Raw genomic sequence first — 26,574 nt, 5'->3', positions numbered from 1 at the left:
AACATGAGGCATATTATCTGGCAGGCGGTCATAAGCTCGGTGGGTGAAAATGCTGCATTATTTCTGGCTGAGAAACGCCTCATTCTTTTCAGTGATAATGCGCCTAAAGACATCAGAGATTATTGCATTACCCACCATGATGGCGAGTTAATTAAACCGCTTTCTGTTCATCATAAAATGGAATTATTTGGCATCACGTATTCGATTAGCGCAATTGGTGATGTTGCAAACAAAAACCTGAAAGAACTGGGACACATTACGCTGTTATTTGATGGAGCAGAAAAGGCAGAACTCCCCGGCACCCTTCATCTGACAGGACAGATACCCAAGGCCCTATCAGCGCAAGGAAAGATTACGTTCTTCGAAGAGTAATAAATAATTCGGTTATTAATATCACACGCTTTTTAATAACAAACTTTTAAATATCACTGTTTTAATAAAATGTAAGGACAATCACCATGAAACCAATCGCTATTGGCGCAGACGATGCAGCCTGGAGTTTACGCGATATTATCACCCGCCATCTGGACTCGATCGCTATTCCCTGGGTCGATTTTAGCAGCGACAAAAATCAGGATAACGCCATCTATCCCGACGTTGCCCATACGGTAGCGGTGTCGATTAAGGCGGGAACGTACGAACGCGGGATTCTGCTATGTGGCACTGGGATTGGCATGAGTATCGTGGCTAACAAGGTCAATGGCATTCGTGCCGCTCAGTGCCATGACACTTATTCCGCTCAGCGAGCCAGAAAAAGTAACAACGCGCAGATTATCGCGCTGGGTGCGCGGGTCATTGGTCCAGAGCTGGCAAAAGAGATTATAAGCGCCTGGCTGGAGTCTGAATTTGAAGGCGGTGGCTCCGCATCAAAAGTCGAAAAGATCGGCTATTACGAGCATCAGGAAAACGCTCGTTAATTATAACGCTCAGGGATTCTCCAGTGGCGAATCCCTCTCTTCAGATTCTTTTCCAATCGCAGTAATCAGAAAAAGCGCATGTCATTCTACCCAGCAATGGGGCAGTGTGGCATGCCGCGGCGGATACGATTCCGCTGATTACTTTCTTTGCTATGCCAAGGAGCTCAAGCATGAATCAATTAGAAGCCCTTAAGCAGTTTACCGTGGTGGTCGCCGACAGCGGCGATATCGACTCTATTCGTCAATTTTCACCGCAAGATGCCACCACAAATCCGTCTCTGATTCTGAAAGCCGCCACCCTGCCCCAGTATCAACCGCTGTTTGATGACGCGATTGCCTATGCAAACCAGCAAGGTGGTAGCCCGGAAACGCGGCTCATCAACGCCAGTGACCGACTGGCCGTGAATATCGGTGCAGAAGTGCTGAAAAGTATTCCGGGGCGCATCTCCACTGAAGTGGATGCCCGCCTCTCGTTCGATCGCGGTATGTGCGTAGCGAAAGCGCGCAAACTCATTGGGATGTATCAGGAAAAAGACATTCCGCGCTCGCGCATTCTGATCAAACTCGCCGCCACCTGGGAAGGCATTCGCGCGGCTGAAGAGCTGGAAAAAGAAGGGATCAACTGTAACCTGACGCTGCTGTTCTCGTTTGCACAGGCGCGCGCCTGCGCTGAAGCGGGCGTCTTTCTGATCTCCCCGTTTGTCGGCCGGATTTATGACTGGTATCAGGAAAAACAGCCCACCCGCGACTATCAGGCAGAAAACGATCCCGGCGTCATTTCTGTACGTAATATTTACGACTACTACAAACGCCACCGCTACCAAACCGTCATCATGGGCGCCAGCTTCCGCAAAGTGGAACAGATTCTGGCGCTGGCGGGATGCGATCGCCTGACGATTTCCCCCGCGCTGCTGGAACAGTTGAAAAACAGTAATGCTCCGGTCGAACGTCAACTGACGCCGTCAACCGAAGCGTTCCATCATCCTTCGCCGCTGTCTGAAGCCGAATTCCGCTGGGAGCACCATCAGGATCCGATGGCCGTCGATAAACTGGCGGAAGGCATTCGCCTGTTCGCTGCCGATCAACAAAAGCTGGAAGCGCTGTTGGCGGCCAAGCTGTAACGTCTGGAGTCAAGCATGTCCTCTCGTAAAGAACTTGCCAATGCTATCCGCGCGCTGAGCATGGATGGGGTGCAGAAAGCCAAATCCGGTCACCCGGGCGCACCGATGGGCATGGCCGATATCGCCGAAGTGCTGTGGCGCGATTATCTCAACCATAATCCGGCCAACCCTAACTGGGCCAACCGCGACCGCTTTGTGCTGTCCAACGGCCACGCGTCCATGCTGATTTACAGCCTGCTGCATCTCTCCGGCTACGACCTGCCGATTGAAGAACTGAAAAATTTCCGTCAGTTGCACTCCAAAACTCCGGGTCACCCTGAATACGGCTACACCGCCGGCGTCGAAACCACCACCGGCCCGCTGGGTCAGGGGATTGCCAACGCGGTCGGCATGGCGATTGCCGAGCGCACGCTGGCCGCGCAGTTCAACCGTCCGGGCCACGAGATTGTTAATCATCACACCTACACCTTCCTCGGTGACGGCTGCATGATGGAAGGGATTTCCCACGAAGTCTGTTCGCTGGCCGGCACCATGAAGCTCGGCAAACTGACCGCGTTTTATGATGACAACGGCATCTCCATCGACGGTCACGTTGAAGGCTGGTTTACCGATGATACTGCGGCCCGCTTTGAAGCCTACGGCTGGCACGTGGTGCGCGGCGTGGACGGTCACGATGCGGACGCCATCAAACGCGCCATCGGCGAAGCTCAGCTTGTCACTGACAAGCCGTCGCTGCTGATGTGCAAAACCGTGATTGGCTTCGGTTCACCGAACAAGGCCGGTACGCACGACTCCCACGGTGCCCCGCTGGGTGAGGCGGAAGTCGCGGCTTCCCGCGAACAGCTGGGCTGGACGCACGCGCCGTTTGATATCCCGGCTGACATTTATGCTGCCTGGGATGCGAAACCGGCCGGTCAGCGTAAGGAAGCAGCCTGGGATGAGGCGTTTGCCGCCTATGCCAGCGCGTATCCTGAACTGGCTGCCGAATTCACTCGCCGCACCAGCGGTGAACTGCCAGCCAACTGGCAGGCCGACGCACAGAAATTTATCGACGATTTGCAGGCCAATCCGGCGAAAATCGCCAGCCGCAAAGCCTCACAGAACGCGCTGGAAGCCTACGGCAAACTGCTGCCGGAATTCCTGGGCGGCTCTGCCGACCTGGCACCGAGCAACCTGACCATCTGGTCCGGCTCGGTCTCGCTGGATAAAGACCACGCGGGCAACTATATCCACTACGGCGTGCGCGAATTCGGCATGACGGCGATTGCCAACGGGATTGCGCTGCACGGTGGTTTTGTGCCGTACACCGCGACCTTCCTGATGTTTGTGGAATATGCGCGTAATGCGGTGCGTATGGCTGCACTGATGAAAATCCGCAGCATCTACGTTTACACCCACGACTCTATCGGTCTGGGCGAAGACGGCCCGACACACCAGCCAGTTGAACAGCTGGCCAGCCTGCGCGTGACGCCGAACATGAGCAACTGGCGTCCGGCGGATCAGGTAGAAACCGCGGTGGCGTGGAAATACGCCATTGAGCGTCAGGACGGCCCTACGTCGCTGATCCTGTCTCGTCAGAATCTGGCACAGCAGTCACGTACGGCTGAACAGCTGGCGAACGTGGCGAAAGGCGGTTACGTGCTGAAAGACAGCGACGGCCAGCCTGAGCTGATCCTGATCGCCACCGGCTCTGAAGTCGAGCTGGCTGTCGGTGCGTATGACAAGCTGACTACCGCAGGCCGCAAGGTACGCGTGGTATCCATGCCGTCAACGGATACGTTTGACAAGCAGGATGCGGCCTACCGTGAAGCGGTGCTGCCGAAAGCGGTATCGGCACGCGTGGCGATTGAAGCGGGTATTGCAGACTACTGGTTCAAGTACGTCGGCCTGAACGGTGCGATTGTCGGCATGACGAGCTTCGGCGAATCGGCTCCGGCTGAACTGCTGTTCGAAGAATTCGGCTTCACCGTCGATAATGTGGTCGAAAAAGCGCAGGCGCTGCTGAAGTAAAGCGGCGGTTCGGTAAATTGACGATGCAGTAAAACACCGATAGCAGACTGCGATACCGTGCGCAAAAGGATCGCAAACCGCGCTATTGTTTGTGATCAAGATCAATTAATTCACCTGAGTACATTGCATGACTCCAGCGCCGCATGCTGATATTGCGGCGCAACACCACAAGTTGCACCAGCCTATTTTTATCGCGGCGTGCTACTGCTTCGGCAGGCAAGACCAAAGTAAAAATGCATTTCCTCTTTTTAAGAGGTGCATTTTTATTTTGGTCTTTTTTTTTGGCCTAATTGGCGTCAACACAGGGTAAAACTATGAATTATCAAAAACTTGGAGTCGACATCCTCGCGTTGAGCGGCGGCAAGCAGAACATCAGCAAACTGACCCACTGCGCCACCCGTTTACGTTTCGAGTTCAACGACAGCCATGCCGTACAGGTAGAGGCGATTGCTAAACTTCCCGGCGTCATCAGCGTGGTCGATCGCGGCGGCCAGTTTCAGGTGGTGATCGGCAACGACGTTCAAGTCACCTACCGGGCGATTTTGAATGAGATTGGCGAGATGAACAGCCAGCGCAATGCTGGCAACAAGCAGCAGAAAAAAGGCGGCATTTTCACGCAAATCATCAGCGTGATTTCCACCACCTTTACCCCCGTCATTCCAGCAATTACCGGCGCAGGGATGATCAAAGCACTGCTGGCAATCCTCAAGCTGACTGGTTTAATTTCTGCCGACAGCACGACCTATCGCTTGCTGGATACCATCTCCGATGCGGCCTTTTTCTTCCTGCCCGTGCTGCTGGCTTACGGTGCCTCCATCAAGTTCGCCTGTAACCCGATTCTGGCGATGACAATTGCTGGCGCACTGCTGCACCCGAATCTGGCTCAGCTGTTAGCATCAGGCGGGCCAATCAGCTTTATCGGTATTCCGGTACGGCTAGCGGACTATGCCGGATCGGTGTTACCGATCATTCTCACCGTGTGGATCATGTCTTACATCGAGAGATTCGCTGAAAAAGTCTCGCCATCGATGATCACCTTCTTCACCAAACCGATGATCGTACTGCTGTTTACCGCGCCATTGGCGTTAGTGGTGATTGGGCCTTTCGGTATTTTCCTCAACGATCTGGTCGCCAGCGGCGCGGCCATCATTGACGGCAAGGCAAGCTGGTTAATCCCGATGCTGATGGGTGGCCTGCAACCGTTCCTGGTGATCACCGGTACGGCCTGGGCGATGACGCCGATTGCCACCTCACAGCTTACCCATAACGGCTTCGAAATGATCAACGGGCCCGGTATGCTGGCTTCCAACATTGCTCAGGGTGCCGCCACACTGTGCGTCGCGTTTAAAACCAAGAACAAGAATCTGAAACAGCTGGCTTCTTCGGCGGGCTTCACCGCGCTGCTGGGTATCACCGAACCTTCTCTGTACGGGGTGACGCTGAAACTGAAGAAACCGCTGATTGCCGCCATGATTGGTGGGGGCTGTGCGGGGATTTATGCCGGGCTGGCTGGGCTGGTTCGCTACGCCTTCGTCTCGCCGGGGCTGGCAGCGCTGCCTGCTTTCATTGGTGAAAACCCGATGAACATCGTCCATGCGCTGATCACCTGCGCCATTGCGATTGTCGTCACGTTTGCTCTCACCTGGATCATGGGATTCGACGATCCAGTGGATGAAACGGACAGTGCCCAAACCGACTCGGCTCAGGCAAACCAACGTCAAGCCGCACCGGTAGCCGATACCGCGCAAAAAACGCAGGCCGCAGAAGGCCACGCGGAACAGCAAGCGATTATGAGTCCCCTGTCCGGCAAATTGGTCGCGCTGAGCGACATCAACGATGACGTATTCTCACAGGGATTACTGGGGCAAGGCGTGGCGATTATTCCTGACAACGGTGAAGTGGTCGCGCCAGTCAGTGGCGAAATCATCACGTTCCTTGAGTCTAAACACGCCATCGGCATCCGGGCTGACAACGGTTTGGAATTGCTGATTCACGTCGGTCTGGACACGGTGAACCTCAACGGCAAGCACTTTACCGGCTATATCAAACCGGGCGACCGTGTCATCGCTGGCGACAGGCTAATTAGCTTCGATCTGCATGAAATCACGCGTCTGGGTTATGACCCGGTTACGCCAGTCGTGATTATCAATAGCGATGAGTACGCCAGCGTCGTCTGCACCGCACCACAGCCGATCGCCCCGATGGATACCATCATTAAAGTGAATGCCTGACGATCCATAAAAGCATTGGGCACCCTGCCCAATGCTTTTCAGTCTCCCTGTATGTGAGAAAAATATGCACTATCAACAGCAAAAACACTTCCCGGCAGGTTTTCTGTGGGGAGCGTCGACGTCGGCTTATCAGGTAGAAGGTGGCTGGCAGGCCGATGGGAAAAGCCCGTCGATCATTGATCAATGCCAGCACCCGGAAAACACTGCCGACTTCACCGTCGCCAGCGATCACTACCATCGGTTTAAAGAAGATGTGCAGCTTTTCGCGGAGCTGGGCTTAAAGGCCTATCGCTTCTCTATCGCCTGGACACGTATTCTTCCCGATGGCACTGGTGCCATCAATCCGCTGGGTATCGCGTTTTACAACAATCTGATTGATGAGTTGAACGCGCACAATATCGAACCAGTCGTCACGCTCTACCATTTCGACTTGCCTTATTGCCTTGAAGAACAAGGCGGCTGGCAGAATCGCGCCACGATTGATGCCTTTGTTCACTACGCCCGCACGCTGTTTACGCATTTCGGCGATAAGGTAAAATATTGGCTGACAATCAATGAGCAGAACACCATGATTCTGCATCCCGGCGCGATTGGCCTGCCGGAAGGTGGAGTTTTACCGTCTAAAAAAGTGCTATATCAGCAAAACCACCACATGATGTTGGCGCAGGCTCAGGTCATGGCCTTGTGTCACGAACTCGCGCCCAATGGCCTGATTGGTCCGGCGATCAACACCACGTCTATGTATCAGGCCACCAGCAAACCGGAAGATGCTATCGCCGCACACAACTGGGAAACGCTGCGCTGTTGGAGTTTTCTGGATGTTGCCGTGCATGGCCGCTACAACGCGCTGGCCTGGCGTTATCTGGAAGATCGCGGTCTGGCACCGGAAAAATTACCCGGCGATGACGATATCCTACAGTCAGGAAAGCCCGACTACGTGGCGATCAACTACTACTCCACCGCCACCATTGCCGCCAGCAAAGGCGATGCGTCGGATGTCAGCGCCCGCGCGGGCGATCAGCAAATCATGCTGGGCGAACCCGGCGTCTATCGCGCAGCGGAAAACCCGCACGTTGATAAAACGCCTTATGGCTGGGTGATCGATCCTATTGGCTTACGCTTAACACTGCGGAAAACCTACGAGCGCTATCATCTGCCGCTCCTGATTACGGAAAACGGCATGGGCGCGCCGGATAAGCTTGAGGCCGACGGTACAATCGACGATCAATATCGCATCGATTTTATTGCTCGCCATATTGAACAGATGCAGCTCGCCATCAGCGATGGCGTTGATCTTATTGGCTATTGTCCGTGGTCGGCGATCGATGTGGTCAGCACCCATCAGGGCTACGGTAAACGCTACGGGTTTATTTACGTGAACCGTGACGAATTCGATCTGAAAGATCTGCGCCGCATCAAAAAGAAAAGTTTTTACTGGTATCAAGGTGTCATAGAATCAAATGGAGCGCGCTTATTTCCCAGCGTCCCGTGATACAGATATCCAGTACACGTTGTTAAAACGGGGATAAGTACGACGCCGGATGTGTCACGTTGCAGGAAGCCTATTTTCCCGCAACGTGACACATCATGAAGCAGGCTTATCTCACTGGCTTTCCCACTGAATCACTCAAGAAACGCATGATGGCTGAACCGATAAAAGCAATAAAAATACTGAACAATAGCCTGGTGTTATCTTCCGATGCAGATAACAACGAAATCATTGTTATGGGGAAAGGAATCGGCTTTAACAGCAAGACCGGGGATATTCTCGATCCGGCCAAAATTGAGAAGACCTTTATTCTCAAGGATGGTACATCGCCACGCGAATTTGCTCGTCTGATTGAGCACGTTGGGGAAGAATATGTTCACATCGTGAATAAGATTATTGATGATGCGAACCGGCAGCTTCATGGTCGCTTGAGCGAACAGGTCTTTTTTACGCTGATCGACCATATCAGCTTTGCGATTGCGCGCTATCGCAAAGGCATCAGCATACAAAATCGTCTGCTTTATGAGGTAAAGCGGTTTTATCCGCAGGAATTCGCGATTGCCTCGCGGGCGCTCAACGACATTAACCAACAGATGAAGCTGGAATTACCCGAAGAGGAAGCAGGCAATATCGCGTTTCATTTAGTCAATGCCCAAACCGACGTCCAGAATATGGAAAACACGCTCCAGTCGGTCAAGATGCTGAAAGATATCTTTAATATCATCCAGTACAACTTCCATATCGTGATTGATAAAGAGTCGATTAACTACTCCCGCTTCCTGACGCATATGCAATTCTTTATTCAACGTCTGTTGGAAAATAGCCTGATCCATTCAAATGATGACTTTATTTTTGAGCAGGTCACCAAAGAATACCCTGATGCCTATAAATGCAGTCGACTGATCAAAGACTATATTCACAACCTGCTCAACATCGACATTTCTAACGATGAAATGCTGTACCTGATTATTCATATCGTCCGCATCACACCGGAAAAATAACCCCTTCCCAATAGCCAGGCGAAACGCCGCTATTGGGCAAGATTTCTGCCATTATCACCGGTCCCTTTTCGGGTATATGTTCTGATTGCCTTTGCTTTTCGATATTTATTCTTTAGCATTCAACCCAGTCAAGCTAATAACGAAATAAACGCTATCGTTATGTTTATCATAGTAAAAAACCCATTTCACACTCCCGTAATCCAATAACAAAAGTAACAAAATCGCTCGCTTATAACTTATAACCTTTTTTTATTTGTCCTGTTTTACCCTGACGATTAAAAGAGAAAAGGTGTCAAAAAATGCCGTTTGGCAAATCACATACCGCATAAGCCCTTTTCTTTTGATAAGAAAAACCCATTTATTTTTTCATGTCTTATGAAGAAAGGCATGTTAGTTAACCCAGGTAAAAACAATGAAAAAAACTCTGCTTGCCTTTCCGTTACTTATGCTTGGCGTATTGCCGCCGGCCTTTTCTGCCGATCAAAATGTCCCCACCACTCGCACCTTTCAGGTTCAGTCCGATGCGGCCTTAAAAGCCAAAGTGCCAGAGGCCGTCCTGCAAAAAGGCTTTATCGTTGCGGGCACCAACCCCAATACGCCACCAACCACCTTTTATCAGGAAGATAATAAAACGCTGGCAGGCCGCGAGATCGATATCATGAATGCGATTGGCGACCGGTTGGGCGTGTCGGTGAACTGGAACGATACCGGCGGGTTCGACAACATAATCCCCGGTCTGAAATCAGGCCGTTACGATGTGGCGCTGTCGAATATCAATGCGACGCCAAAGCGCCTTGAGCAAATCGATTTCATCGGCTATTTCAACGCGTCAAAACTGGCCATCATTTCCCTGAAAGACGCTAACGTCGCGCCTTTTACCTCCCTCAGCGTGCTGTGCGGGAAAGAAGTTGGGGCGGGAGCCGGTACCACTCAGCTATTGCGTTTACAGGAAGCCGACAAGCAGTGTGTCGCAGAGCAGAAAGACGCGATCAAAATCGCGATCTTCCCAGATCGTCCGTCTGGCGTACAGGCGGTGATCAGCGGGCGCGTACCGTTGTTCTTCGGCCCTTATGAAGGACTACGCTACCAGGTGAGTCAGGTAAAACGGCTGACCATCAGCGGTGATATCGCCGTTAACGATGCGCCAGTTTCCATTGCGTTCCCTAAAGACTCGGCTCTGGAAGACGCGGTTCAGGCGGCGCTGAATTCGCTGATTAAAGATGGCACCTACCAGAAGATTTTGGATAAATGGGACATCGGCTACGGCGCAGTCCCCGAAGCGAAACGTAACGCAGAGATCTTCGGATGAGTACTTCCTCGCCGCAGCAGGAACTGCACATCGTTGCCAACCGACACTACGGGCGCTGGATCAGCGCCCTGCTGGTTCTGCTGCTGTTAGGCGCTATCGCCCATTCCGTGCTGAACAATCCCCGTTTCGAATGGCGGGTCGTTGTGGACAGTTTTACAGAGGACTCCATTCTTCAGGGCGTCATCATGACGCTGAAACTGACCGCCATTTCGGTGGTGTTGGGCTTTGGCGGTGGCACGATACTGGCGCTGATGCGACTATCCAGCAACCCCGTATTGGTGGCGGTCAGTTGGGGCTACACCTGGTTCTTCCGTGGCGTCCCGACGCTGGTGCAACTGTTTCTCTGGTATAACATCGCGGCACTCTACCCAACGATTTCGCTCTCGCTGCCGTTTGTTGGCGAACTTTTCAGCGTTCCCGGCAATACACTCATCAGCCCGTTTAATGCCGCCGTGCTGGCGCTGGTCATGCACCAGTCTGCCTATGCGGCAGAAATCGTTCGCGCGGGCATTCAAAGCGTCAACCCCGGTCAGTTAGAAGCAGCCCGCGCGCTGGGATACCGTAAACCGCAAATATTCTTCTACACCGTTCTGCCGCAGGCGATGCGCGCCATCCTGCCTCCTGCGGGCAACGAGGTCATCGGCCAACTGAAAACCACGGCGGTAGTTTCCGTGATTTCGCTTCAGGATGTGCTGTATTCGGCACAGATCATTTATCAGCGGACCTATGAAGTCATCCCGCTACTGCTGGTTGCCACTATCTGGTATCTGCTGCTGACCTCTGTGCTGTCTGTCGGCCAATACTATGTTGAACGCTATTTCGGCCGTTCCACGCTCAAACGCAGCAAGCCAGGCAGAAGCCGTAAACCACGCGCTGCAAGGCTTACCCAACTCACCCAGCCAGCAAACCGGCAACAGCCCAGCGAGTCCCCTGGCACCTGAATCGGCGGGCGACCAAAGTCGTGATCTCAATCAATGATGAAGGAAAGGAAACTATGGGTGAGCCCATCACACTGCGAAACGTACGTAAATTTCTGTCGGGAAACCTGATTTTAGATGACATCGATTTGCAGATGGAGGCTGGATCGGTCACTGCTATTCTGGGTCCATCCGGTGCAGGTAAATCCACGCTGCTGCGCTGTATTAACCACCTGGAAAAACTCGATGGCGGCACCATTTGCGTTGGTGACACGCTGGTTGGCTATCGGCAGAAAGGCTATCGGCTCTATGAATTGAGTGACAAACAGGTCGCAGCCCAGCGCAGCAAGATGGGTATGGTGTTTCAGCACTTTAACCTGTTCCCTCACCGTACCGTGCTGCAAAACGTGAGCGATGCCCCGCTGCGCGTCAAAAAATGCGAACGGCAGGAGGTACTCGATCAGGCGTATTCGCTGCTGCGACAGGTTGGACTCGCGGAGAAAGCCGACGATTGGCCGCACCAGCTTTCTGGCGGCCAACAGCAGCGGGTCGCGATTGCCCGCGCCCTCGCCATGAATCCGCAGGTGATGCTCTTTGATGAACCCACTTCGGCATTAGACCCAGAACTGGTCGGCGAAGTGCTTCAGGTCATTAAGAAGCTGGCACATTCCGGTATCACGATGGTCATCGTCACGCACGAGATCGGCTTCGCCCGTGAGATCGCCGATAACATCGTGTTTATGGAAAACGGTCGAATTGTCGAAACCGGCCCAGCCAGACAGGTGCTGGACGCCCCACAGAACCGCCGCACGCAGGCCTTTTTCTCAACCGTGCTGTGATTAGTGCATGTTCTGCTATTTATGCCCGTCATACTTCAAGCTGCTTGTGCTCGGCTCATGTCTGAGCTTCCCCCTAAAAGGCTGCCGCAAGCGGCGTTCAAAACGAACTCGTTTTTTCACGCCACTCGAATAATTTAGGATATTACGGCTACGGGTCAGTGAACTCGTCGCACTTCTGAAGATTTAAGCGTACTTTTGAATAATTAGCGTTTTAAATTAATTAAGCATTCGCTACTATCAGCCTCATAGAAAAATTATGGAAAATTTTTTGTGACAACGATTAGAGATATCGCCCAAAAAGCCGGGGTGGCAGCATCAACCGTTTCTCGTGTGCTTAATAACGATCCCAGTCTGTCGGTAACGAAAGAAAAACGTCAACTCATCAAGAAAATTGCTCACGAACTGGAATATTTATCGCCCACACAGCGTAAACAGCAGAAAAAGAGATCAGAGAACGCGATTGTTGTACGATCCCATTTTAAAATAGATAACGATAATTTATTACATCTCGCCGTCGTCCACTTTCTTACGCCTTCAGAAGAACTCAACGACCCTTATTTCACCGCAATACGCATTGGGATTGAAAACCGCTGTCACCACTTTAATGTTTCATTGCGAAATATATTCACCACAAATTTATCATCCAATAGCAACACCTTAGCTCAGGCACAGGCCATCATTTGTGTTGGCCACTTTAGCGATAACGATACTGCCTTAATTTACTCATTAAATAAGAACCTGATTTTTATCGATTCGGCTCCCCTCGATAAGAAATGTGACGCCGTGCTTTTCGACCGGGAAGCGGCTGCACGCGAGGTATTGCATTACATCGTTAATAGCGGTGCTCAACGCCCTGCATTTATCGGCAATAATGAGAGTCGGTTGCATGTATTTCAAGAAATAACAAAAGAACACGGTATCTATCACGAATCACGATGTAAGGTGAGTCAGCTATTCTGTATTGAGTCCGGCTATCAGGCGATGAATGAATTGCTGCAACAAAAAGAGTGGCCCGATGTTGTGTTCGCGGCAACAGATATTATCGCGATAGGTGTCTACCGCGCGCTGCAAGAAAAAGGCATTTCCATTCCCAGACAAATAAAAGTGATTGGAATGAATGATATTCCTACCGCCCAACACCTCAACCCAAGCCTGACCACCATGCGACTCTACCCCACTGAAATGGGCGAAGCGGCTGTCGATCTGTTTTTAGAATTGGTTGCGGGGCGCTATTACAAGAAACATGTAGAACTGGGCTATGAGATGGTCTGGCGTGAAAGTTTTACGCTCAGCAATCCGTAGCAATGCCGTTCATAATACCGCCCTACTATTTATTATTTTTACAAATAAAACGGCCACGCAAAGAAATGACGCGGCCGGCAAGAGTCAATTAGCCGTAATTTGCCATAGTTGATTCCATCCCCCATTATCATGCCATTGAATACCTGACGCGCCGTTCTCTGTCGAACGACTACTGATATCCAGTAGCTTTCCGCTATTTCTATTCAGAATTTTATAATAGCCATCTCCAGCATCCAAAATCAGCCATTGCTGACTAAAATGACCGGTGTTATACATTTGGAGAATTTGTGCGCCATCTTCATCGGCACTGGAAGCAACATCGACGTATTTTCCACTATTAACATTCACCAGATTAAAATAACCATTGCCAATCGCGTTAAAATAAAAACGCTGGCTGTCCCAGTTGCCATCACTGTATTGCTCAACAAATGCGCCGTCTTCGTGCGAACCACTCACGATATTCAGCGATTTACTACTATGTCGATTAACGATTTTATAGCGCGTTCCATTGACGAAATTGATTTGCGATTCAGCAAACGCGTCCAATGCGCGGGTAAATTGTAATACATTCGCTGAAACACGCGTTGTCGCCCCTAATGCGTAGCCATCCGGCAACACACTGGCATTACCCGCAGGCTCCCAATAAAAAACCCCAATCCCCTTATTTCCCGGCACGGCTTTAACAAGATTAATGGTATCTTTGATAGTCCAGTAGCTGTCTGTCGGGTTGGTCTCCAAACCGCCGACTTCAACAACCATGACTTCCTTACCATACCGGCTCGCCATATCATTAAGATTGCTGGCTAGAGCCCCAGTGAGCTCCCAATAGTTTTTCCCCTCCCAATAGGGATAGAATGAAAAACCAATCACATCGGTTTTCCCACCATACGTGGTGAGGAAATTATCAAAAAACCAGCGAGCGTTCGAATTATTATCCCCATGCGCCAAATGGCTGATCACTTTGGACGAAGGGCTGACTGCTTTAACCGCATCATAGCCAGCGTTCAGTAGCTGCGTTAAATTGGCAAAACGACTTGTACTACCTTCCGGTAGTAAAATGCCGGGGTTCATTTCGTTGCCGACCTGAACCCATTCCGGCGTTACGCCAGCGGCAATGAGCGCCGTCATCACCTCATGTGTATGGTTATAAACGGCCGTCGTTAATTGACTAAGATTATAATTCGCCCACGCGGCGGGTTTTATTTGATGACCTGGATCTGCGAAAACATCGCTGTAGTGGAAATCCACCATGACGCGCATTCCCATCGCTTTGGCACGCTGCGCGGCATCCACCACGCGGGTTTTATCCGTATAGCCAAGCATCGTCCAAGTCGTATTATCTTTATGCCATAACGCACTGGGATCGGGATTAACGAAAATGCGTAGCCGCACCGCGTTTATGCCGTGATCGCGCAATATCTGCAATACATCACGCTGAGTACCTGCATCGTCACGCCAGGTGACACCGCGATCTTCCAATTGCTTTACCCAGCCAATATCCGCGCCATAAGCAAACGGCTGTGCGGCTTTCGCCAGATTGGCTGACATAAACCCGATAAACAGCATTAACAATATAGAGATGATTCCTGAATAATTATTCTTTTTCATTCATTTCTCCTTGAGGTAACACGCTTAAAAGGTATTTATTACATAAATACCCAGGTACAGATTAAAAAATAGAGGGCGATATTTATAAAAATAAATTTCATACAAGAAACCAAGCAACCAATTTTAATCGCTGCTTGGTTAAATTTATGCTTTTCACTTTACGCAATAGCGTCTTTTGTGACGCTATTTCCAGAATTACAGAACGTTATTTTTAATTAATTCGTTTTCCATTTTCATCAAAAAAGTGCAGATGTTCACTACGGCACGTAAGTGGAATCGTTGAGTAGGGTACAATACTGTTGTCACCCGACAAATGTACCTTGAAATGATTAACGCCAGAAAAAGCACCAAAAATATAGGTGGCATTACCCAGTCTTTCAGTTACCTCACTATTGATTGACAGGCTGACATCGCCACCATTTGGATCAATACTCAGGTGTTCAGGCCGAATACCCACGGTAATCTTTTGTCCGATTTGCAGCCCGTGATCGGCAACATTAACGGAAAGTGTATTGAGCGTATTGATCAATATACTCACGTTATTTCCTTCAACCTGCATCACTTCACCGGGTAGAAAATTCATATTCGGCGAACCGATAAAGCCAGCGACAAAAAGATTTTCTGGCTTATGGTATAACTCCATTGGCGTGCCTACCTGCTCAATATAACCTTTGTTTAGTACCACGATTTTATCCGCCAGCGTCATGGCTTCCACTTGATCGTGCGTTACATAAATCATGGTATTACGCATTTCCTGGTGCAGCCGGGCGATCTGTAAACGCATTTCCACGCGTAATTCAGCGTCGAGGTTTGATAAAGGTTCATCGAATAAGAACACTTTAGGATCGCGCACAATAGCTCGCCCAATCGCAACGCGCTGCCGCTGACCGCCAGAGAGCTGTTTCGGTGTGCGATCCAGCAATGCTTCGAGCTGAAGCGTCATGGCCGCCTTTCGCACCATTTGTTCTACTTCAGCTTTAGGGCGCCCATTCATCCTTAGGCCAAACCCCATATTTTCAGCCACTGTCATATGCGGGTACAGCGCGTAAGACTGGAATACCATCGCAATCCCTCGCTCTGCGGGATCGAAATGGTTAACTAAACGGTTATCAATATGAATTTCGCCATCCGTTATCTCCTCCAACCCAGCGATCATTCTCAGCAATGTCGATTTACCACATCCCGACGGGCCGACGAAGACCACAAACTCGCCAGAATTAATTTCAAGATTGATACGATGGATCGTTTCCGTCTTATCGTAACGCTTCACTATATTTTTTAGTAAAATATCAGCCATGTGAACCTCAAACTTTAACTTGCCATTGAGCGCGAATTATTTTACCGCGCCCGTCATACTCGCGATAAATTGCTTTTGCATGGCGAAGAAGATAATTAAACTAGGAAGTGTGGAGATAACCGTTCCAACCATAATAAGCCCAAAGTCTGGCGAGTAGGCAGAAGCAAAACTGGATAGCACCAGATTAATCGTCTTTAATTCATTAGACTGAAGGACAATAAGCGGCCAGAGAAAGGCATTCCATGACGTCATAAAAACAATGATAAAAGCGGCAGAATAACTGGCACGCATAATCGGCACGTAGACATAAAGGAAAATTTTCCACTCAGCGACGCTTTCCACGCGCGCAGCGTCTATCAGCTCCCTCGGAAACGTTTTAGTACACTGTCTAAAGTAGAAAATAATAAATGCCCCAGCCACCGTTGGCATAATAACGGCAAAGTGTGTATCCAGTAAGCCAGCCTTACCAAACATGGTGAAGAGTGGGATCATTAAGGCTGCAAACGGAATCATCATCGTCGTTAATAGTGCGACATAGACACGCTCGCGGTTTTTACTGGAATAAATCTCAAACGCATAGCCTGCGATAGAGCACACCACAAGCGTTGACACCGTGCTGATCAACGCAATTTTTGATGTATTCCAAAATATTAATGATAGATCCACCTGGCTCGTCAGATTGGTAAAGTTCACCAATAGCTGATCGCCAAACGTGAATTTCCCCATGTTGATTTGACTGGTGCTATTCGTACTCGATACCACCATCCAGTAGAAAGGGAAAAGCGAAAAAATGCTCATCAACACGAGAAAAACATGCATCAGTATGCTGTTAATTTTACTTTTTCTCATATTATCCCTTCCGTGCCGCTTTAAATTGAATCAGCGCCAGTATTGCTGAGAAAACAACAATCACGTACGAAACCGTTGCCGCATAACCAAAGTTAGGTACAAATTTGAACGACAAGTTGTAAATATAAAGCGATAACGTCAGCGTCGCATTTGCCGGACCACCATTCGTGATATTCATCGCTTCATCAAACAACTGCAATGTGCCAATGGTTGATGTCACACTGGTAAAAAGAATAACCGGTTTCAGTAAGGGTATAGTGATAAAGAAAAACTGCTTAATGGGGCTAACACCATCAACTCTGGCGGCCTCATAAATTGACTTATCAATATTCTGCATAGCGGAAAGGTAAAAGATCATATTATACCCCGTCCAACGCCATGTGATCGCAATAATAATCGTCACCTTTGCCCAGAAAGGATCAGACAGCCACGGAATCGGGTCGTCAATAACATGAATAAACATCAAGAATGAGTTAATCACGCCGTCCAACTCAAACATACTTTTAAACAGAATAGAGTAGGCAACCAGCGAGGTTACACAGGGTAAGAATATAGCTATTCTAAACCATTGACGATATTTAAGCTGAGACGAATTTAAGCAAGAAGATATCGCTAATGATAGCAAAATCATAATAGGCACCTGGATAACCAGAAACGTCAAGGTATTCCAAAGCGCCGTTTTAAACATTGGGTCATTAAATAAACGAATGATATTTCCCAAGCCAACAAATTGCGTAACCACACCACGGCCAGACTGAAAGGAAAGCCAAAGTGATTTGAAAATAGGATATATCGTCATTAGGGCAATTAACCCAACAGCGGTAGCGACAAAAGCCCAGCCGTTGATGTTATAAAGCCTATTCATTTTAGGTTTATACATCATTATCACACCATAGATTTCTGGAGAGAAGTGCCTGAGGGCTTACCGCCCCCAGGCTCACACTCATTACTGCATAATCTGGTTTTTTAATGCAGTTTCGGCGCGTTTTAAAACGTCATCAACAGAATCGCCTTTCAGTAGTGCAGGTATTTCAGCAGCAATCGCGTTATCAACTTCCTGGGTATACATACCATAGGAGACCTGCGGGATTTCTGTCACCCATTTAGAGAAGTCAGCAAACACAGGCTGCCCACCGAAAAACGGATCTTTTACTGCGTAAGCCGGGCCGGAAGTAGCAGGAAGGAAAGTTGCAAGCGCACCGCGATCAACCAAAAGGGTTTGATACATATTGCTATCCGCCGCAAAGGTTTTTTTCAAAAACTCAATCGCCTGTTGGGTATTTTTGCCACCTTTTAAGACATACCAGCTTGATCCACCCTGGTTGGAAGCGTGTACTGCTTTGTCGAGATTCAGCCGTGGGATCGGCGCAACACGCCATTTTCCTTTCTGATCGTCGGCGCTTTTAATTGAGCCAATTACCCACACGCCGGAAACCACACTCGCCGATTTCCCGGCATTAAAGCTACCAACAAAACTCGACCAGCCAGAGATAGGACGTGCAATCTTAGCGTCGTTAATCGCCTTAATCGTTTTTAATGTTTCTTTCAGTGCATTGTTTTTGGTGAGATTGAGCTGACCTTGATTATCGAAGAACCATTCTCCGCCGGACTGCATCATAATATGGGGAAGCACCACATCATTCATATCATAGGTCAGCATATCGACACCGGTTTTCGCTTTTACCTGCTTGCCGATTTCAATATATTTATCCCAGGTAATGTTCACCATATCGCTCTCTTTATATCCGGCAGCTTCCAGATAATCGAGTCGATAGAACATTCCCGCCACGCCGGAATCAAAGGGAATACCATAAACCTTATCCCCCACCGTCATCACTTTCGTTTTATAAGGCGCAAACTGACTATAATCGATGGCATCCTGCAATGGGATAAACGAGTCAGGATAGGCCTGAAGATATTTCTGCGCATTATAATCCTCAATGAGCACAATATCAGGCAGCGCATTCTTAACACCAGAAGCCAGCATCGTATTGAGTTTCTGTTCAATATCTTCTTTACCTGAGTCGATCACTTTCAGACTAAAACTTGGATCGGCTTTTGTATATATCGAAGAGGCTTCATGCATTGCCGCAACATTGAAGTTAGGATCCCAGGCCCATACGGTGACTTCAGCAGCCAGGCTTTGACTCGATAAGCCCAACGTGAGGAATGAAACTGCAAATAGGGTAGATACTTTATTCTTGATCTTCATCAGAGCAGTCCTTCTTTACTTTTTGTAAAGAGAGAATATGAGTTACTGCATAATGAAGCAACGAGTTACACCGCTTACATTCTTTAATCCAGTGATACGGCTCACACAACAAGGAGAGAAATAATTAAATATTCGATCTCAATACAAAAAATTTAGGAAAAATTTCCTTAGAAAAAACCCCTATCCGATCGATAAAATAGATTAAAAAACAACCTAAAATAAATTTATTACATTGAAACTTAAGTAAAAAAACCATCATAGGAAAATAAATAAAAAATTTACTCCGATAGTATTAGCCATAATCACACAGCCATCACGGAATTACCCAAAAATGAAAACGTTACCACGGCAAATCAAGCGACACACGGAGATGCCCGTGTGCCATAAAATACACTGACGCTTAGGCAAACCAGCCGTGAATGATCGCGTGCTGTAATAGCATGATGGTCTTGCCATCTTTAATCCGGCCATCGTTCATCATCGCAACGGCTTCGCTAAATGGCAGCTCCAGTACCTCGATGTCTTCATCTTCCACGCCGCCGCCCGGATTGTCCCGCAGCGACTCATCGTATTCCGCAGCGAAAAAGTACACTCGCTCCGTCACGCTACCCGGCGACATGTAGGCATAGAACAGCTTTTCCACGTTGCCGATCGCATAGCCGGTTTCTTCGATTGCTTCATTACGGATGCACTCTTCGGGCGAATGATCGTCCAGCAAACCGGCGCAGGTTTCCAACAGCATGCCGCTTTCGTTGCCGTTTACGTAGGTGGGAATGCGGAATTGTCGTGTCAGAATCACCGTGCCTTTTGCCCGGTTGTACAGCAGAATCGTCGCGCCATCACCACGATCGTAAACTTCACGAACCTGGCGAACGATGCCGCCATTATTTCTTTTTAAATCAAAAGTATACCTATTCAGAATATACCAGTTATCGGATAGCAGTTTTTTTTCGACGATATCAATGGGAGACGACATGCAAACACCTCGGTGATCGATGTGGAGGGAAGGCTCGTTTATATAACTCGCGAATTTATCATATCCCCTTTTAACCGCAGCATAAACGGGTTACAGGCTCTGTCTTCTGTGCGCCAATGCCTTACCACAATCTGTTCTCTCTGCGTCATCAATCTACTCATTACTATTCACTTTCATTCGATGAGAAAACGGGCAGGATAACGACATACTCTCTCGACCCTGAGCCATCGAATGACGAAACGCCCTCTCCCAATCGCGCTATCGGATACGCTGACGCTTGCCCTTTTCGGGACTATCGTGCTGGCATTAGGCATGGGGCTGGGGCGCTTTTTGTATACACCGATGCTACCGGTGATGTTAGAAGAAGGCAGCTTCACCTTTGGCCAGCTTTCCTATATCGCCAGCGCAAACTACGCAGGCTATCTGTTCGGTAGCCTGTTTTTCTCTTTCAGCCGACGCGCCTCAACCGCTCAACCGACGTTTCTGCTGTTTATCGCCGCAGCTGCAACGAGCATTTTGCTCATCGCGATGGCGTTGACCACCCATACAACGCTGGTCATGATCGTTCGCTTCATTGCCGGGATCGCCAGTGCGGCGATGATGATCTTCGGTTCGTTGACTATTTTGCATCACACAAAGCATCCTCGCGTTATCGCTTCGCTCTATGCCGGGGTTGGCGTGGGAATTGTGTTAGGCAATGAATACATCATCATCGGACGACATTACGCTCTCACCGCCGAGCTATTGTGGTGGGGGTCGGCGCTGATCGCCGCGCTACTTCTACTCGCTCTACTCACTCTTTCACCGCATAAATCCACCGTAGTGCAACAACACATGGTCAATGTCGATGAACCCCCTCAGCTTGGCTGGCGGCGGCTTGCGTTGTTGTATGGCCTTGCAGGCTTCGGGTATATCATCATCGCCACTTATCTGCCGTTGATGGTGACATCACTTGGCATACCGCGTTTATCCCTACATTTATGGTCGCTGCTTGGACTGGCAGTTATTCCCGGCTGTTTTTTCTGGCTATGGGCCGCCAGCCGTTGGGGAACCTTGCCCTGCCTGACGGCAAATCTGTTGATTCAGGGAAGCTGCGTCCTACTGACGCTATTCAGCCACTCCCCTGTGGCATTGATATTCAGCTGTCTTGGCTTTGGTGCTACTTTTATGGGAACCACCTCGCTGGTGATGCCCTTAGCCAAACGGCTACGTGCACCGCACGGCATCAACCTGCTTGGGTTGGTGACACTCACTTACGGAATAGGTCAGATTCTTGGCCCACTGCTCGCCAGCGCTCTGACGAATGCGAATGCTGTCGCACTAACGATTCTATGTAGCGCAGCAGCACTTTTCATCGCGGCAGGGCTCTGCTCCCCCTACTGCCGACCACTACCCTAACCCCGGAGAATCTATGCCGTACGTAAACATCAAGATCACCAATGAAGGCGTCACTGCTGAACAAAAGCGTCAGTTGATTGAAGGCGTCACACAGTTGCTGGTCGATGTGCTAAATAAGAACCCGAAAACCACCGTGGTCGTGATTGATGAAGTCGAAACGGACAACTGGGGGATCGGCGGCGTGCCCGTGACGGAGCTGAGAAAGGCCAGTCAATAGTGAAACGGTGCCACCTGTGTGGCACCCGTATTATATCCCCAACATCGTATCAATCAGCAGATACATATTGAGAGAAACCACAAGCACTACAATGAGTTGCCCGATACGCTGTACCCACTTTCCGTTCACCATCGTCCCCATTAATTCACGGTTGCCGGTGAAGGACAGCAAAGGAACCAGCGCCAGCGCAATCCCGAAGCTCAGCACGACCTGGCTCAATACCAGCACCCGCGTCGGATCCATACCGGACAGGATCACGATAAATGACGGCAGCATCGTTACAGTGCGGCGCACCCAAAGCGGGATATGGAAACGCACGAATCCTTGCATTACCACCTGACCCGCCAGCGTACCGACGACGGTAGAAGACAGACCCGCCGCCACCAGACTCAGGCCAAAAATCACTGCGGCGGCTTTACCCAACAGCGGCTCCAGCGTGAGGTAGGCTTTATCCAGATCGGCAATATCCTGATTGCCGCTGAAATGGAATGCCGCTGCCGCCGTTGCCATCATCGCCAGATTGACGAATCCGGCGATAGTCATCGCAATCGCAACATCGACTTTCGTTGCAGAATAGCGCTCGGCACGAGTATGAGAACCTTCATGCTGCGTCAGAGAAGAATGCAGGTAAATCACATGCGGCATAATGGTCGCCCCCAGCACACCCGCAGCCAGCAACACGGCATCGGAAGTCGGTAGACTGGGGATTGCCATGCCTTTGGCTAACGCGGACAGTTCCGGCTGAGAAAAGACCAGTTCGACAATATATGCCGCCGCCACAAACAACAGCAGGCCGCCGATGACCATCTCCAGCGGCTTCTGCCCACGCTGTTGCAGCATAAGGATTAGGAAAGTCGCAATGGCAGTGAGGATCGCGCCTTCCAGCAGCGACACGCCCAAGAGTAATTTAAAACCAATCGCCGCACCGATAAATTCGGCCAGATCGGTCGCCATCGCAATAATTTCGGCCTGCACCCAATATGCCCAAACCGCCGGGCGCGGAAAGCGATCGCGGATGTGCTCCGCCAGATTCTTACCCGTTGCGATCCCCAATTTGGCGGACAACAGTTGGATCAGCATCGCCATCAGGTTAGCCCACACCACCACCCACAGCAGCGTATAGCCATAAGCCGCGCCAGATTGGATATTTGTGGCAAAGTTACCCGGATCGATATAACCAATCGCCGCAATAAACGCCGGGCCCATCAGAGAAAGTTTGATCTTCCTTGATGTGCGGCTTGTTGACTCAATAACACGGTTACCCGGCATAGTATGACCCTTCTAACACTGGTGTTTTATTACTCTCACAGAAACGATAATGATTATCAAGTGCATTTAGAGTGGTAATACCAATTCTTTTAATAGTTAATGATGATGAGCCATTCAAAACCTAAAAAATATCTTTTTTATCAAACAAATCTTAACAAGATATAAACAAAAAACCCCATGCGATGGCACGGGGTTCGGAATGAAGATGCGTTGTAAATACAGTCTTAAAAGCAAAAACTATCAGTCTTGTGCTTTTGATACCGCAACCATCGCCGGGCGCAGCAAACGGCCGTTCAGCGTATAGCCTTTTTGCATTACCATCATGACGTGGTTCGGCTGGTGATCGGCCGAAGGCAGCATCGTCATCGCCTGATGCACTTCTGGGTTAAACGGTACACCCACATCACCCACAATCTCGATACCGAACTTACGCACGGCATCCAGCAACGATTTCAGCGTCAGTTCGACACCTTCAATCATTGCAGCCAGTGATTCATTGGCCTTGTCCGCCGTATCCAGCGCACGTTCCAGATTGTCGATAACTGGCAGCATTTCGCTGGCAAATTTTTCTACCGCAAATTTATGCGCTTTCTCAACATCCATTTCCGCACGGCGGCGAATGTTATCGGCTTCAGCACGGACGCGAAGCATATTGTCACGTTCACGCTGTTGCAGTTCGCTCAACTGGGCTTCCAGTTCGGCGATGCGCGCATCACGCGGGTCAGCTACGTCTGCCGTCTCTGGCGTGGCATCCGTTTGCTGCCCTTTTGCTGCTTCCTTTTGATCCAGGACTTGCTCGTCAGGCGTTTTCTGTTCTTTACTACTCATGAAATTCTCCGCGGTTTAGCATTAATCTCGCTAGTTGCTTATTATGGGGATCAAAATCGGGGATTCAAGGGAACCAGTCACATATTGGTTCCAGCCGCTGCCGATACACCACGCTGAGGACAAAAACAGCAATGAACACACCGCTTACAATGAACAGGCCGTTTAATTGTATTGGCATTGTCGGCCATCCGCGTCACCCAACGGCATTGGCAACGCATGAGATGCTTTACCACTGGCTCACCGACAAAGGTTACGCGGTTCTGATCGAGCAACAGATCGCCCGCGAATTGAACCTGAAAGACGCGCCGACGGGTAGCCTTGCTGACATCGGTCAACAGGCGGATTTGGCTGTTGTTGTTGGCGGTGACGGTAACATGCTCGGCGCAGCGCGCGTGCTGTCACGCTATGACATCAAGGTGATCGGCGTGAACCGTGGCAACCTCGGTTTTCTAACCGATCTCGACCCTGATCAGGCGCAGCAACAACTTTCTGACGTGCTCGACGGCCATTACCTGAGCGAGCAGCGCTTCATGCTGGAAGCGCACGTTTGCCGTGCAAACCAGCCAGACAGCATCAGTACCGCCATTAACGAAGTGGTGCTTCACCCCGGCAAGGTTGCCCATATGATTGAATTTGAAGTCTATATTGACGACAAATTCGCCTTCTCCCAGCGTTCAGACGGCCTGATTATCGCCACGCCTACCGGCTCCACCGCCTATTCACTTTCCGCTGGTGGCCCAATCCTGACGCCGTCGCTGGATGCCATTGCGCTGGTGCCCATGTTCCCGCATACGCTGTCCGCCCGCCCGCTGGTCATTAACAGCAGCAGTACAATTCGGCTGAAATTTTCCTGCATTACCAACGATCTGGAGATCAGCTGTGACAGCCAGATTGCGCTGCCAGTGCAAGAGGGCGAAGAAGTACTGATTCGCCGCAGCGAGCATTATCTGAATCTGATTCATCCTAAAAATTACAGCTATTTCAACACACTAAGTTCAAAACTCGGCTGGTCAAAAAAATTATTCTAAAATTCTATCCAGCTACTTTACTGTATATAAAACCAGTTTATACTGTATGTAATCACATGTGATTACATACAGGGGTTTATCATGCTGGCGCAACTCACTATCAGTAACTTCGCTATCGTGCGCGAATTAGAAATCGATTTTCAGTCAGGGATGAGCGTGATCACCGGGGAAACCGGTGCGGGGAAATCGATTGCGATTGATGCCCTCGGTTTATGTCTGGGAATTCGTTCTGACGCCAGCATGGTCAGGCCGGGTGCTGCCCGCGCCGACATTTGCGCCCGCTTTGCGCTGGCGGATACGCCGACGGCACGTCAGTGGCTGGAAGAAAACCAGTTGGATGACAGCAACGAGTGCCTGCTACGCCGCGTGATTAGCGCCGATGGTCGTTCACGCGGCTTTATTAACGGCACCGCCGTGCCGCTCTCTCAACTGCGTGAACTCGGCCAGCATCTGATTCAGGTACATGGCCAGCATGCGCATCAGCTACTGCTGCGCCCCGATCATCAAAAACACCTGCTGGATGCCTATGCCGATGAACCGAAACTGCTGGTTGCGATGCAGCAGGTTTGGCATCAGTGGCATCAAAGTTGCCGCGCGCTGGCACAGTTGCAACAGGCGGCGATTGAGCGCGAAGCCCGCCGGGAACTGCTGCAATACCAATTAAAAGAGCTGAATGAATTCGCCCCACAGCCCGGCGAATACGAACAAATTGACGTTGAATATAAACGCCTGGCGAATAGCGGCCAGCTACTGACGATGAGCCAACAGGCTATGCAACTGCTGAGCGAAGATGAAGAGCAGAACATCATCAGTATGCTGCACAGCGTAAAACATCAGCTTGGCGAGCTCATCAGCATGGATGACAAGCTGTCTGGCGTGCTGTCCATGCTCGAAGAAGCAGGCATTCAACTTAGCGAAGCTAGCGATGAACTGCGCCACTACAGCGAACAAATGGATCTCGACCCAATTCGGCTGTATGAACTGGAACAACGCCTGTCGCGTCAGCTCGCGCTGGCACGCAAACACCATGTTGCTCCAGAAGCGCTCCCGGCGTTCCATCAGCAACTACTGGAAGAACAGCAACAGTTGGAACAGCAGGAAAGCGATCATGATGCGCTTAGCGCTTCGGTCGGTGAATATCATCAGCAGGCGTTACACCTTGCAGAACAACTGCACGTACGTCGTCAGTACCACGCCAGCGAGCTGGCGCAGCTTATCACCACCAATATGCGTGAGCTGGCGATGCCACATGGCCACTTCACGATTGATGTGAAGTTTACGCCAGACAGCCTGACCGCCACCGGCGCCGACAGTATCGAATTTCGCGTGACTACCAACCCCGGCCAGCCGCATCAGACGCTGGCGAAAGTAGCTTCGGGCGGTGAACTGTCGCGTATTGCACTGATTATTCAGGTGATCACCGCACAGAAAATGGACACGCCAGCGATGATCTTCGATGAGGTCGATGTGGGTATTAGCGGACCAACCGCCGCCATCGTCGGCAGAATGTTGCGCCAACTCGGCGAATCTACGCAGGTGATGTGTGTGACGCACCTGCCGCAGGTTGCAGGCTGTGGACACCAGCACTTTTTCGTGAGCAAACAAACGGACGGTGCTGAAACAGAAACCCTGATGCAGCCATTAGACAAGCGCGCTCGGCTACAGGAACTGGCTCGTCTCTTGGGCGGCAGCGCCGTAACCAAAAACACGCTGGCAAATGCCAAAGAATTGCTGGCAGCCTAAAATCCACCGCTGG

General features: G+C 50.2%; 23 protein-coding genes. 15 read left to right on the top strand and 8 right to left on the bottom strand.

Going from position 1 to position 26,574, the window contains the following annotated elements; genetic code table 11:
• The first annotated feature begins 3 nt into the window (after nt 1-3).
• From KKH3_RS02860 to KKH3_RS02810, 11 genes are all read left to right on the top strand, one after another.
• Nucleotides 4-372 carry a PTS glucitol/sorbitol transporter subunit IIA gene (locus KKH3_RS02860; RefSeq protein WP_039355585.1) on the top strand — a complete coding sequence of 123 codons (369 nt, stop codon included), beginning with the start codon at nt 4-6 and terminating at the stop codon, nt 370-372.
• An 86-nt stretch (nt 373-458) separates the two neighbouring features.
• Nucleotides 459-917 carry an RpiB/LacA/LacB family sugar-phosphate isomerase gene (locus tag KKH3_RS02855; protein ID WP_039355584.1) on the top strand — a complete coding sequence of 153 codons (459 nt, stop codon included), beginning with the start codon at nt 459-461 and terminating at the stop codon, nt 915-917.
• A 170-nt stretch (nt 918-1,087) separates the two neighbouring features.
• Entirely contained in the window at nt 1,088-2,038 is a 951-nt protein-coding gene (gene tal / locus KKH3_RS02850) for a transaldolase (RefSeq protein WP_039355583.1), read from the top strand.
• 15 nt (nt 2,039-2,053) lie between these two features.
• A complete protein-coding gene (gene tkt / locus KKH3_RS02845) occupies nt 2,054-4,048 on the top strand; it encodes a transketolase (protein ID WP_039355582.1) in 1,995 nt (664 codons plus the stop codon).
• A 314-nt stretch (nt 4,049-4,362) separates the two neighbouring features.
• Nucleotides 4,363-6,279: a beta-glucoside-specific PTS transporter subunit IIABC gene (locus tag KKH3_RS02840; protein ID WP_039355581.1), complete on the top strand. Its 1,917-nt coding sequence runs from the start codon at nt 4,363-4,365 to the stop codon at nt 6,277-6,279.
• 64 nt (nt 6,280-6,343) lie between these two features.
• Nucleotides 6,344-7,771, top strand: coding sequence for a glycoside hydrolase family 1 protein (locus KKH3_RS02835; protein ID WP_039355579.1), 1,428 nt, complete (start codon nt 6,344-6,346; stop codon nt 7,769-7,771).
• Between the two features lie 149 nt (nt 7,772-7,920).
• Nucleotides 7,921-8,769 (top strand): BglG family transcription antiterminator LicT, encoded by an 849-nt coding sequence (gene licT, locus KKH3_RS02830; RefSeq protein WP_080756552.1) that lies wholly within the window; start codon nt 7,921-7,923, stop codon nt 8,767-8,769.
• Between the two features lie 412 nt (nt 8,770-9,181).
• Nucleotides 9,182-10,078 (top strand): ABC transporter substrate-binding protein, encoded by an 897-nt coding sequence (locus KKH3_RS02825; protein ID WP_039355577.1) that lies wholly within the window; start codon nt 9,182-9,184, stop codon nt 10,076-10,078.
• Nucleotides 10,075-11,019, top strand: a complete 945-nt coding sequence (locus tag KKH3_RS02820) for an amino acid ABC transporter permease (RefSeq protein ID WP_039355575.1) — start codon at nt 10,075-10,077, stop codon at nt 11,017-11,019. Before KKH3_RS02825 ends, KKH3_RS02820 begins: the two co-directional genes overlap by 4 nt.
• A gap of 53 nt (nt 11,020-11,072) precedes the next feature.
• A complete protein-coding gene (locus KKH3_RS02815) occupies nt 11,073-11,834 on the top strand; it encodes an amino acid ABC transporter ATP-binding protein (protein WP_039355573.1) in 762 nt (253 codons plus the stop codon).
• Nucleotides 11,835-12,104: 270 nt separating this feature from the next.
• On the top strand, nt 12,105-13,136 hold the full coding sequence (locus KKH3_RS02810) for a LacI family DNA-binding transcriptional regulator (protein ID WP_039355570.1): 1,032 nt from the start codon (nt 12,105-12,107) through the stop codon (nt 13,134-13,136).
• Between the two features lie 84 nt (nt 13,137-13,220).
• Here KKH3_RS02810 and KKH3_RS02805 read toward each other — a convergent pair whose 3' ends face one another.
• The 6 genes from KKH3_RS02805 to nudK form a co-directional block, all read right to left on the bottom strand.
• Nucleotides 13,221-14,744: a glycosyl hydrolase 53 family protein gene (locus KKH3_RS02805; RefSeq protein ID WP_039355567.1), complete on the bottom strand. Its 1,524-nt coding sequence runs from the start codon at nt 14,742-14,744 to the stop codon at nt 13,221-13,223.
• A gap of 211 nt (nt 14,745-14,955) precedes the next feature.
• On the bottom strand, nt 14,956-16,041 hold the full coding sequence (locus tag KKH3_RS02800; protein WP_039355565.1) for an ABC transporter ATP-binding protein: 1,086 nt from the start codon (nt 16,039-16,041) through the stop codon (nt 14,956-14,958).
• A gap of 36 nt (nt 16,042-16,077) precedes the next feature.
• Nucleotides 16,078-16,890, bottom strand: a complete 813-nt coding sequence (locus KKH3_RS02795; RefSeq protein WP_039355563.1) for a carbohydrate ABC transporter permease — start codon at nt 16,888-16,890, stop codon at nt 16,078-16,080.
• A 1-nt stretch (nt 16,891) separates the two neighbouring features.
• Nucleotides 16,892-17,773 (bottom strand): carbohydrate ABC transporter permease, encoded by an 882-nt coding sequence (locus KKH3_RS02790; protein WP_039355562.1) that lies wholly within the window; start codon nt 17,771-17,773, stop codon nt 16,892-16,894.
• 63 nt (nt 17,774-17,836) lie between these two features.
• Nucleotides 17,837-19,102, bottom strand: coding sequence for an ABC transporter substrate-binding protein (locus KKH3_RS02785; RefSeq protein WP_039355560.1), 1,266 nt, complete (start codon nt 19,100-19,102; stop codon nt 17,837-17,839).
• A 400-nt stretch (nt 19,103-19,502) separates the two neighbouring features.
• Nucleotides 19,503-20,078 carry a GDP-mannose pyrophosphatase NudK gene (nudK, locus tag KKH3_RS02780; RefSeq protein WP_039355558.1) on the bottom strand — a complete coding sequence of 192 codons (576 nt, stop codon included), beginning with the start codon at nt 20,076-20,078 and terminating at the stop codon, nt 19,503-19,505.
• A 231-nt stretch (nt 20,079-20,309) separates the two neighbouring features.
• Here nudK and KKH3_RS02775 point away from each other — a divergent pair, with 231 nt between their 5' ends.
• Nucleotides 20,310-21,476, top strand: coding sequence for an MFS transporter (locus tag KKH3_RS02775; RefSeq protein ID WP_039355556.1), 1,167 nt, complete (start codon nt 20,310-20,312; stop codon nt 21,474-21,476).
• Between the two features lie 13 nt (nt 21,477-21,489).
• On the top strand, nt 21,490-21,693 hold the full coding sequence (locus KKH3_RS02770; RefSeq protein ID WP_039355555.1) for a 2-hydroxymuconate tautomerase family protein: 204 nt from the start codon (nt 21,490-21,492) through the stop codon (nt 21,691-21,693).
• Between the two features lie 30 nt (nt 21,694-21,723).
• Here the strand turns inward: KKH3_RS02770 and KKH3_RS02765 are convergent, their stop codons facing one another.
• A complete protein-coding gene (locus KKH3_RS02765; protein ID WP_039355553.1) occupies nt 21,724-22,962 on the bottom strand; it encodes an Nramp family divalent metal transporter in 1,239 nt (412 codons plus the stop codon).
• A 240-nt stretch (nt 22,963-23,202) separates the two neighbouring features.
• Nucleotides 23,203-23,790 carry a nucleotide exchange factor GrpE gene (gene grpE / locus KKH3_RS02760; protein ID WP_039355551.1) on the bottom strand — a complete coding sequence of 196 codons (588 nt, stop codon included), beginning with the start codon at nt 23,788-23,790 and terminating at the stop codon, nt 23,203-23,205.
• 149 nt (nt 23,791-23,939) lie between these two features.
• On the opposite strand from grpE, the gene nadK reads away from it, so the two are divergent.
• On the top strand, nt 23,940-24,818 hold the full coding sequence (gene nadK / locus KKH3_RS02755; RefSeq protein WP_039355549.1) for an NAD(+) kinase: 879 nt from the start codon (nt 23,940-23,942) through the stop codon (nt 24,816-24,818).
• 81 nt (nt 24,819-24,899) lie between these two features.
• Nucleotides 24,900-26,561, top strand: a complete 1,662-nt coding sequence (gene recN / locus KKH3_RS02750) for a DNA repair protein RecN (RefSeq protein ID WP_039355547.1) — start codon at nt 24,900-24,902, stop codon at nt 26,559-26,561.
• The last annotated feature ends 13 nt before the right edge of the window (nt 26,562-26,574 follow it).

The organism is Pectobacterium actinidiae (assembly GCF_000803315.1).
In the GTDB taxonomy this organism is placed as follows: Bacteria; Pseudomonadota; Gammaproteobacteria; order Enterobacterales; family Enterobacteriaceae; genus Pectobacterium; species Pectobacterium actinidiae.
Note: the sequence above shows the minus strand (reverse complement) of the source record. Positions and strands in the feature narration are given on the sequence as shown.

Excerpts from the sequence above, each read along its gene's own strand:
- KKH3_RS02860 (WP_039355585.1), top strand. The coding sequence starts at position 4 with ATGAGGCATATTATCTGGCAGGCGGTCATAAGCTCGGTGGGTGAAAAT.
- KKH3_RS02855 (WP_039355584.1), top strand. The coding sequence starts at position 459 with ATGAAACCAATCGCTATTGGCGCAGACGATGCAGCCTGGAGTTTACGC.
- tal (WP_039355583.1), top strand. The coding sequence starts at position 1,088 with ATGAATCAATTAGAAGCCCTTAAGCAGTTTACCGTGGTGGTCGCCGAC.
- tkt (WP_039355582.1), top strand. The coding sequence starts at position 2,054 with ATGTCCTCTCGTAAAGAACTTGCCAATGCTATCCGCGCGCTGAGCATG.
- KKH3_RS02840 (WP_039355581.1), top strand. The coding sequence starts at position 4,363 with ATGAATTATCAAAAACTTGGAGTCGACATCCTCGCGTTGAGCGGCGGC.
- KKH3_RS02835 (WP_039355579.1), top strand. The coding sequence starts at position 6,344 with ATGCACTATCAACAGCAAAAACACTTCCCGGCAGGTTTTCTGTGGGGA.
- licT (WP_080756552.1), top strand. The coding sequence starts at position 7,921 with ATGGCTGAACCGATAAAAGCAATAAAAATACTGAACAATAGCCTGGTG.
- KKH3_RS02825 (WP_039355577.1), top strand. The coding sequence starts at position 9,182 with ATGAAAAAAACTCTGCTTGCCTTTCCGTTACTTATGCTTGGCGTATTG.
- KKH3_RS02820 (WP_039355575.1), top strand. The coding sequence starts at position 10,075 with ATGAGTACTTCCTCGCCGCAGCAGGAACTGCACATCGTTGCCAACCGA.
- KKH3_RS02815 (WP_039355573.1), top strand. The coding sequence starts at position 11,073 with ATGGGTGAGCCCATCACACTGCGAAACGTACGTAAATTTCTGTCGGGA.
- KKH3_RS02805 (WP_039355567.1), bottom strand. The coding sequence starts at position 14,744 with ATGAAAAAGAATAATTATTCAGGAATCATCTCTATATTGTTAATGCTG.
- KKH3_RS02800 (WP_039355565.1), bottom strand. The coding sequence starts at position 16,041 with ATGGCTGATATTTTACTAAAAAATATAGTGAAGCGTTACGATAAGACG.
- KKH3_RS02795 (WP_039355563.1), bottom strand. The coding sequence starts at position 16,890 with ATGAGAAAAAGTAAAATTAACAGCATACTGATGCATGTTTTTCTCGTG.
- KKH3_RS02790 (WP_039355562.1), bottom strand. The coding sequence starts at position 17,773 with ATGATGTATAAACCTAAAATGAATAGGCTTTATAACATCAACGGCTGG.
- KKH3_RS02785 (WP_039355560.1), bottom strand. The coding sequence starts at position 19,102 with ATGAAGATCAAGAATAAAGTATCTACCCTATTTGCAGTTTCATTCCTC.
- nudK (WP_039355558.1), bottom strand. The coding sequence starts at position 20,078 with ATGTCGTCTCCCATTGATATCGTCGAAAAAAAACTGCTATCCGATAAC.
- KKH3_RS02775 (WP_039355556.1), top strand. The coding sequence starts at position 20,310 with ATGACGAAACGCCCTCTCCCAATCGCGCTATCGGATACGCTGACGCTT.
- KKH3_RS02770 (WP_039355555.1), top strand. The coding sequence starts at position 21,490 with ATGCCGTACGTAAACATCAAGATCACCAATGAAGGCGTCACTGCTGAA.
- KKH3_RS02765 (WP_039355553.1), bottom strand. The coding sequence starts at position 22,962 with ATGCCGGGTAACCGTGTTATTGAGTCAACAAGCCGCACATCAAGGAAG.
- grpE (WP_039355551.1), bottom strand. The coding sequence starts at position 23,790 with ATGAGTAGTAAAGAACAGAAAACGCCTGACGAGCAAGTCCTGGATCAA.
- nadK (WP_039355549.1), top strand. The coding sequence starts at position 23,940 with ATGAACAGGCCGTTTAATTGTATTGGCATTGTCGGCCATCCGCGTCAC.
- recN (WP_039355547.1), top strand. The coding sequence starts at position 24,900 with ATGCTGGCGCAACTCACTATCAGTAACTTCGCTATCGTGCGCGAATTA.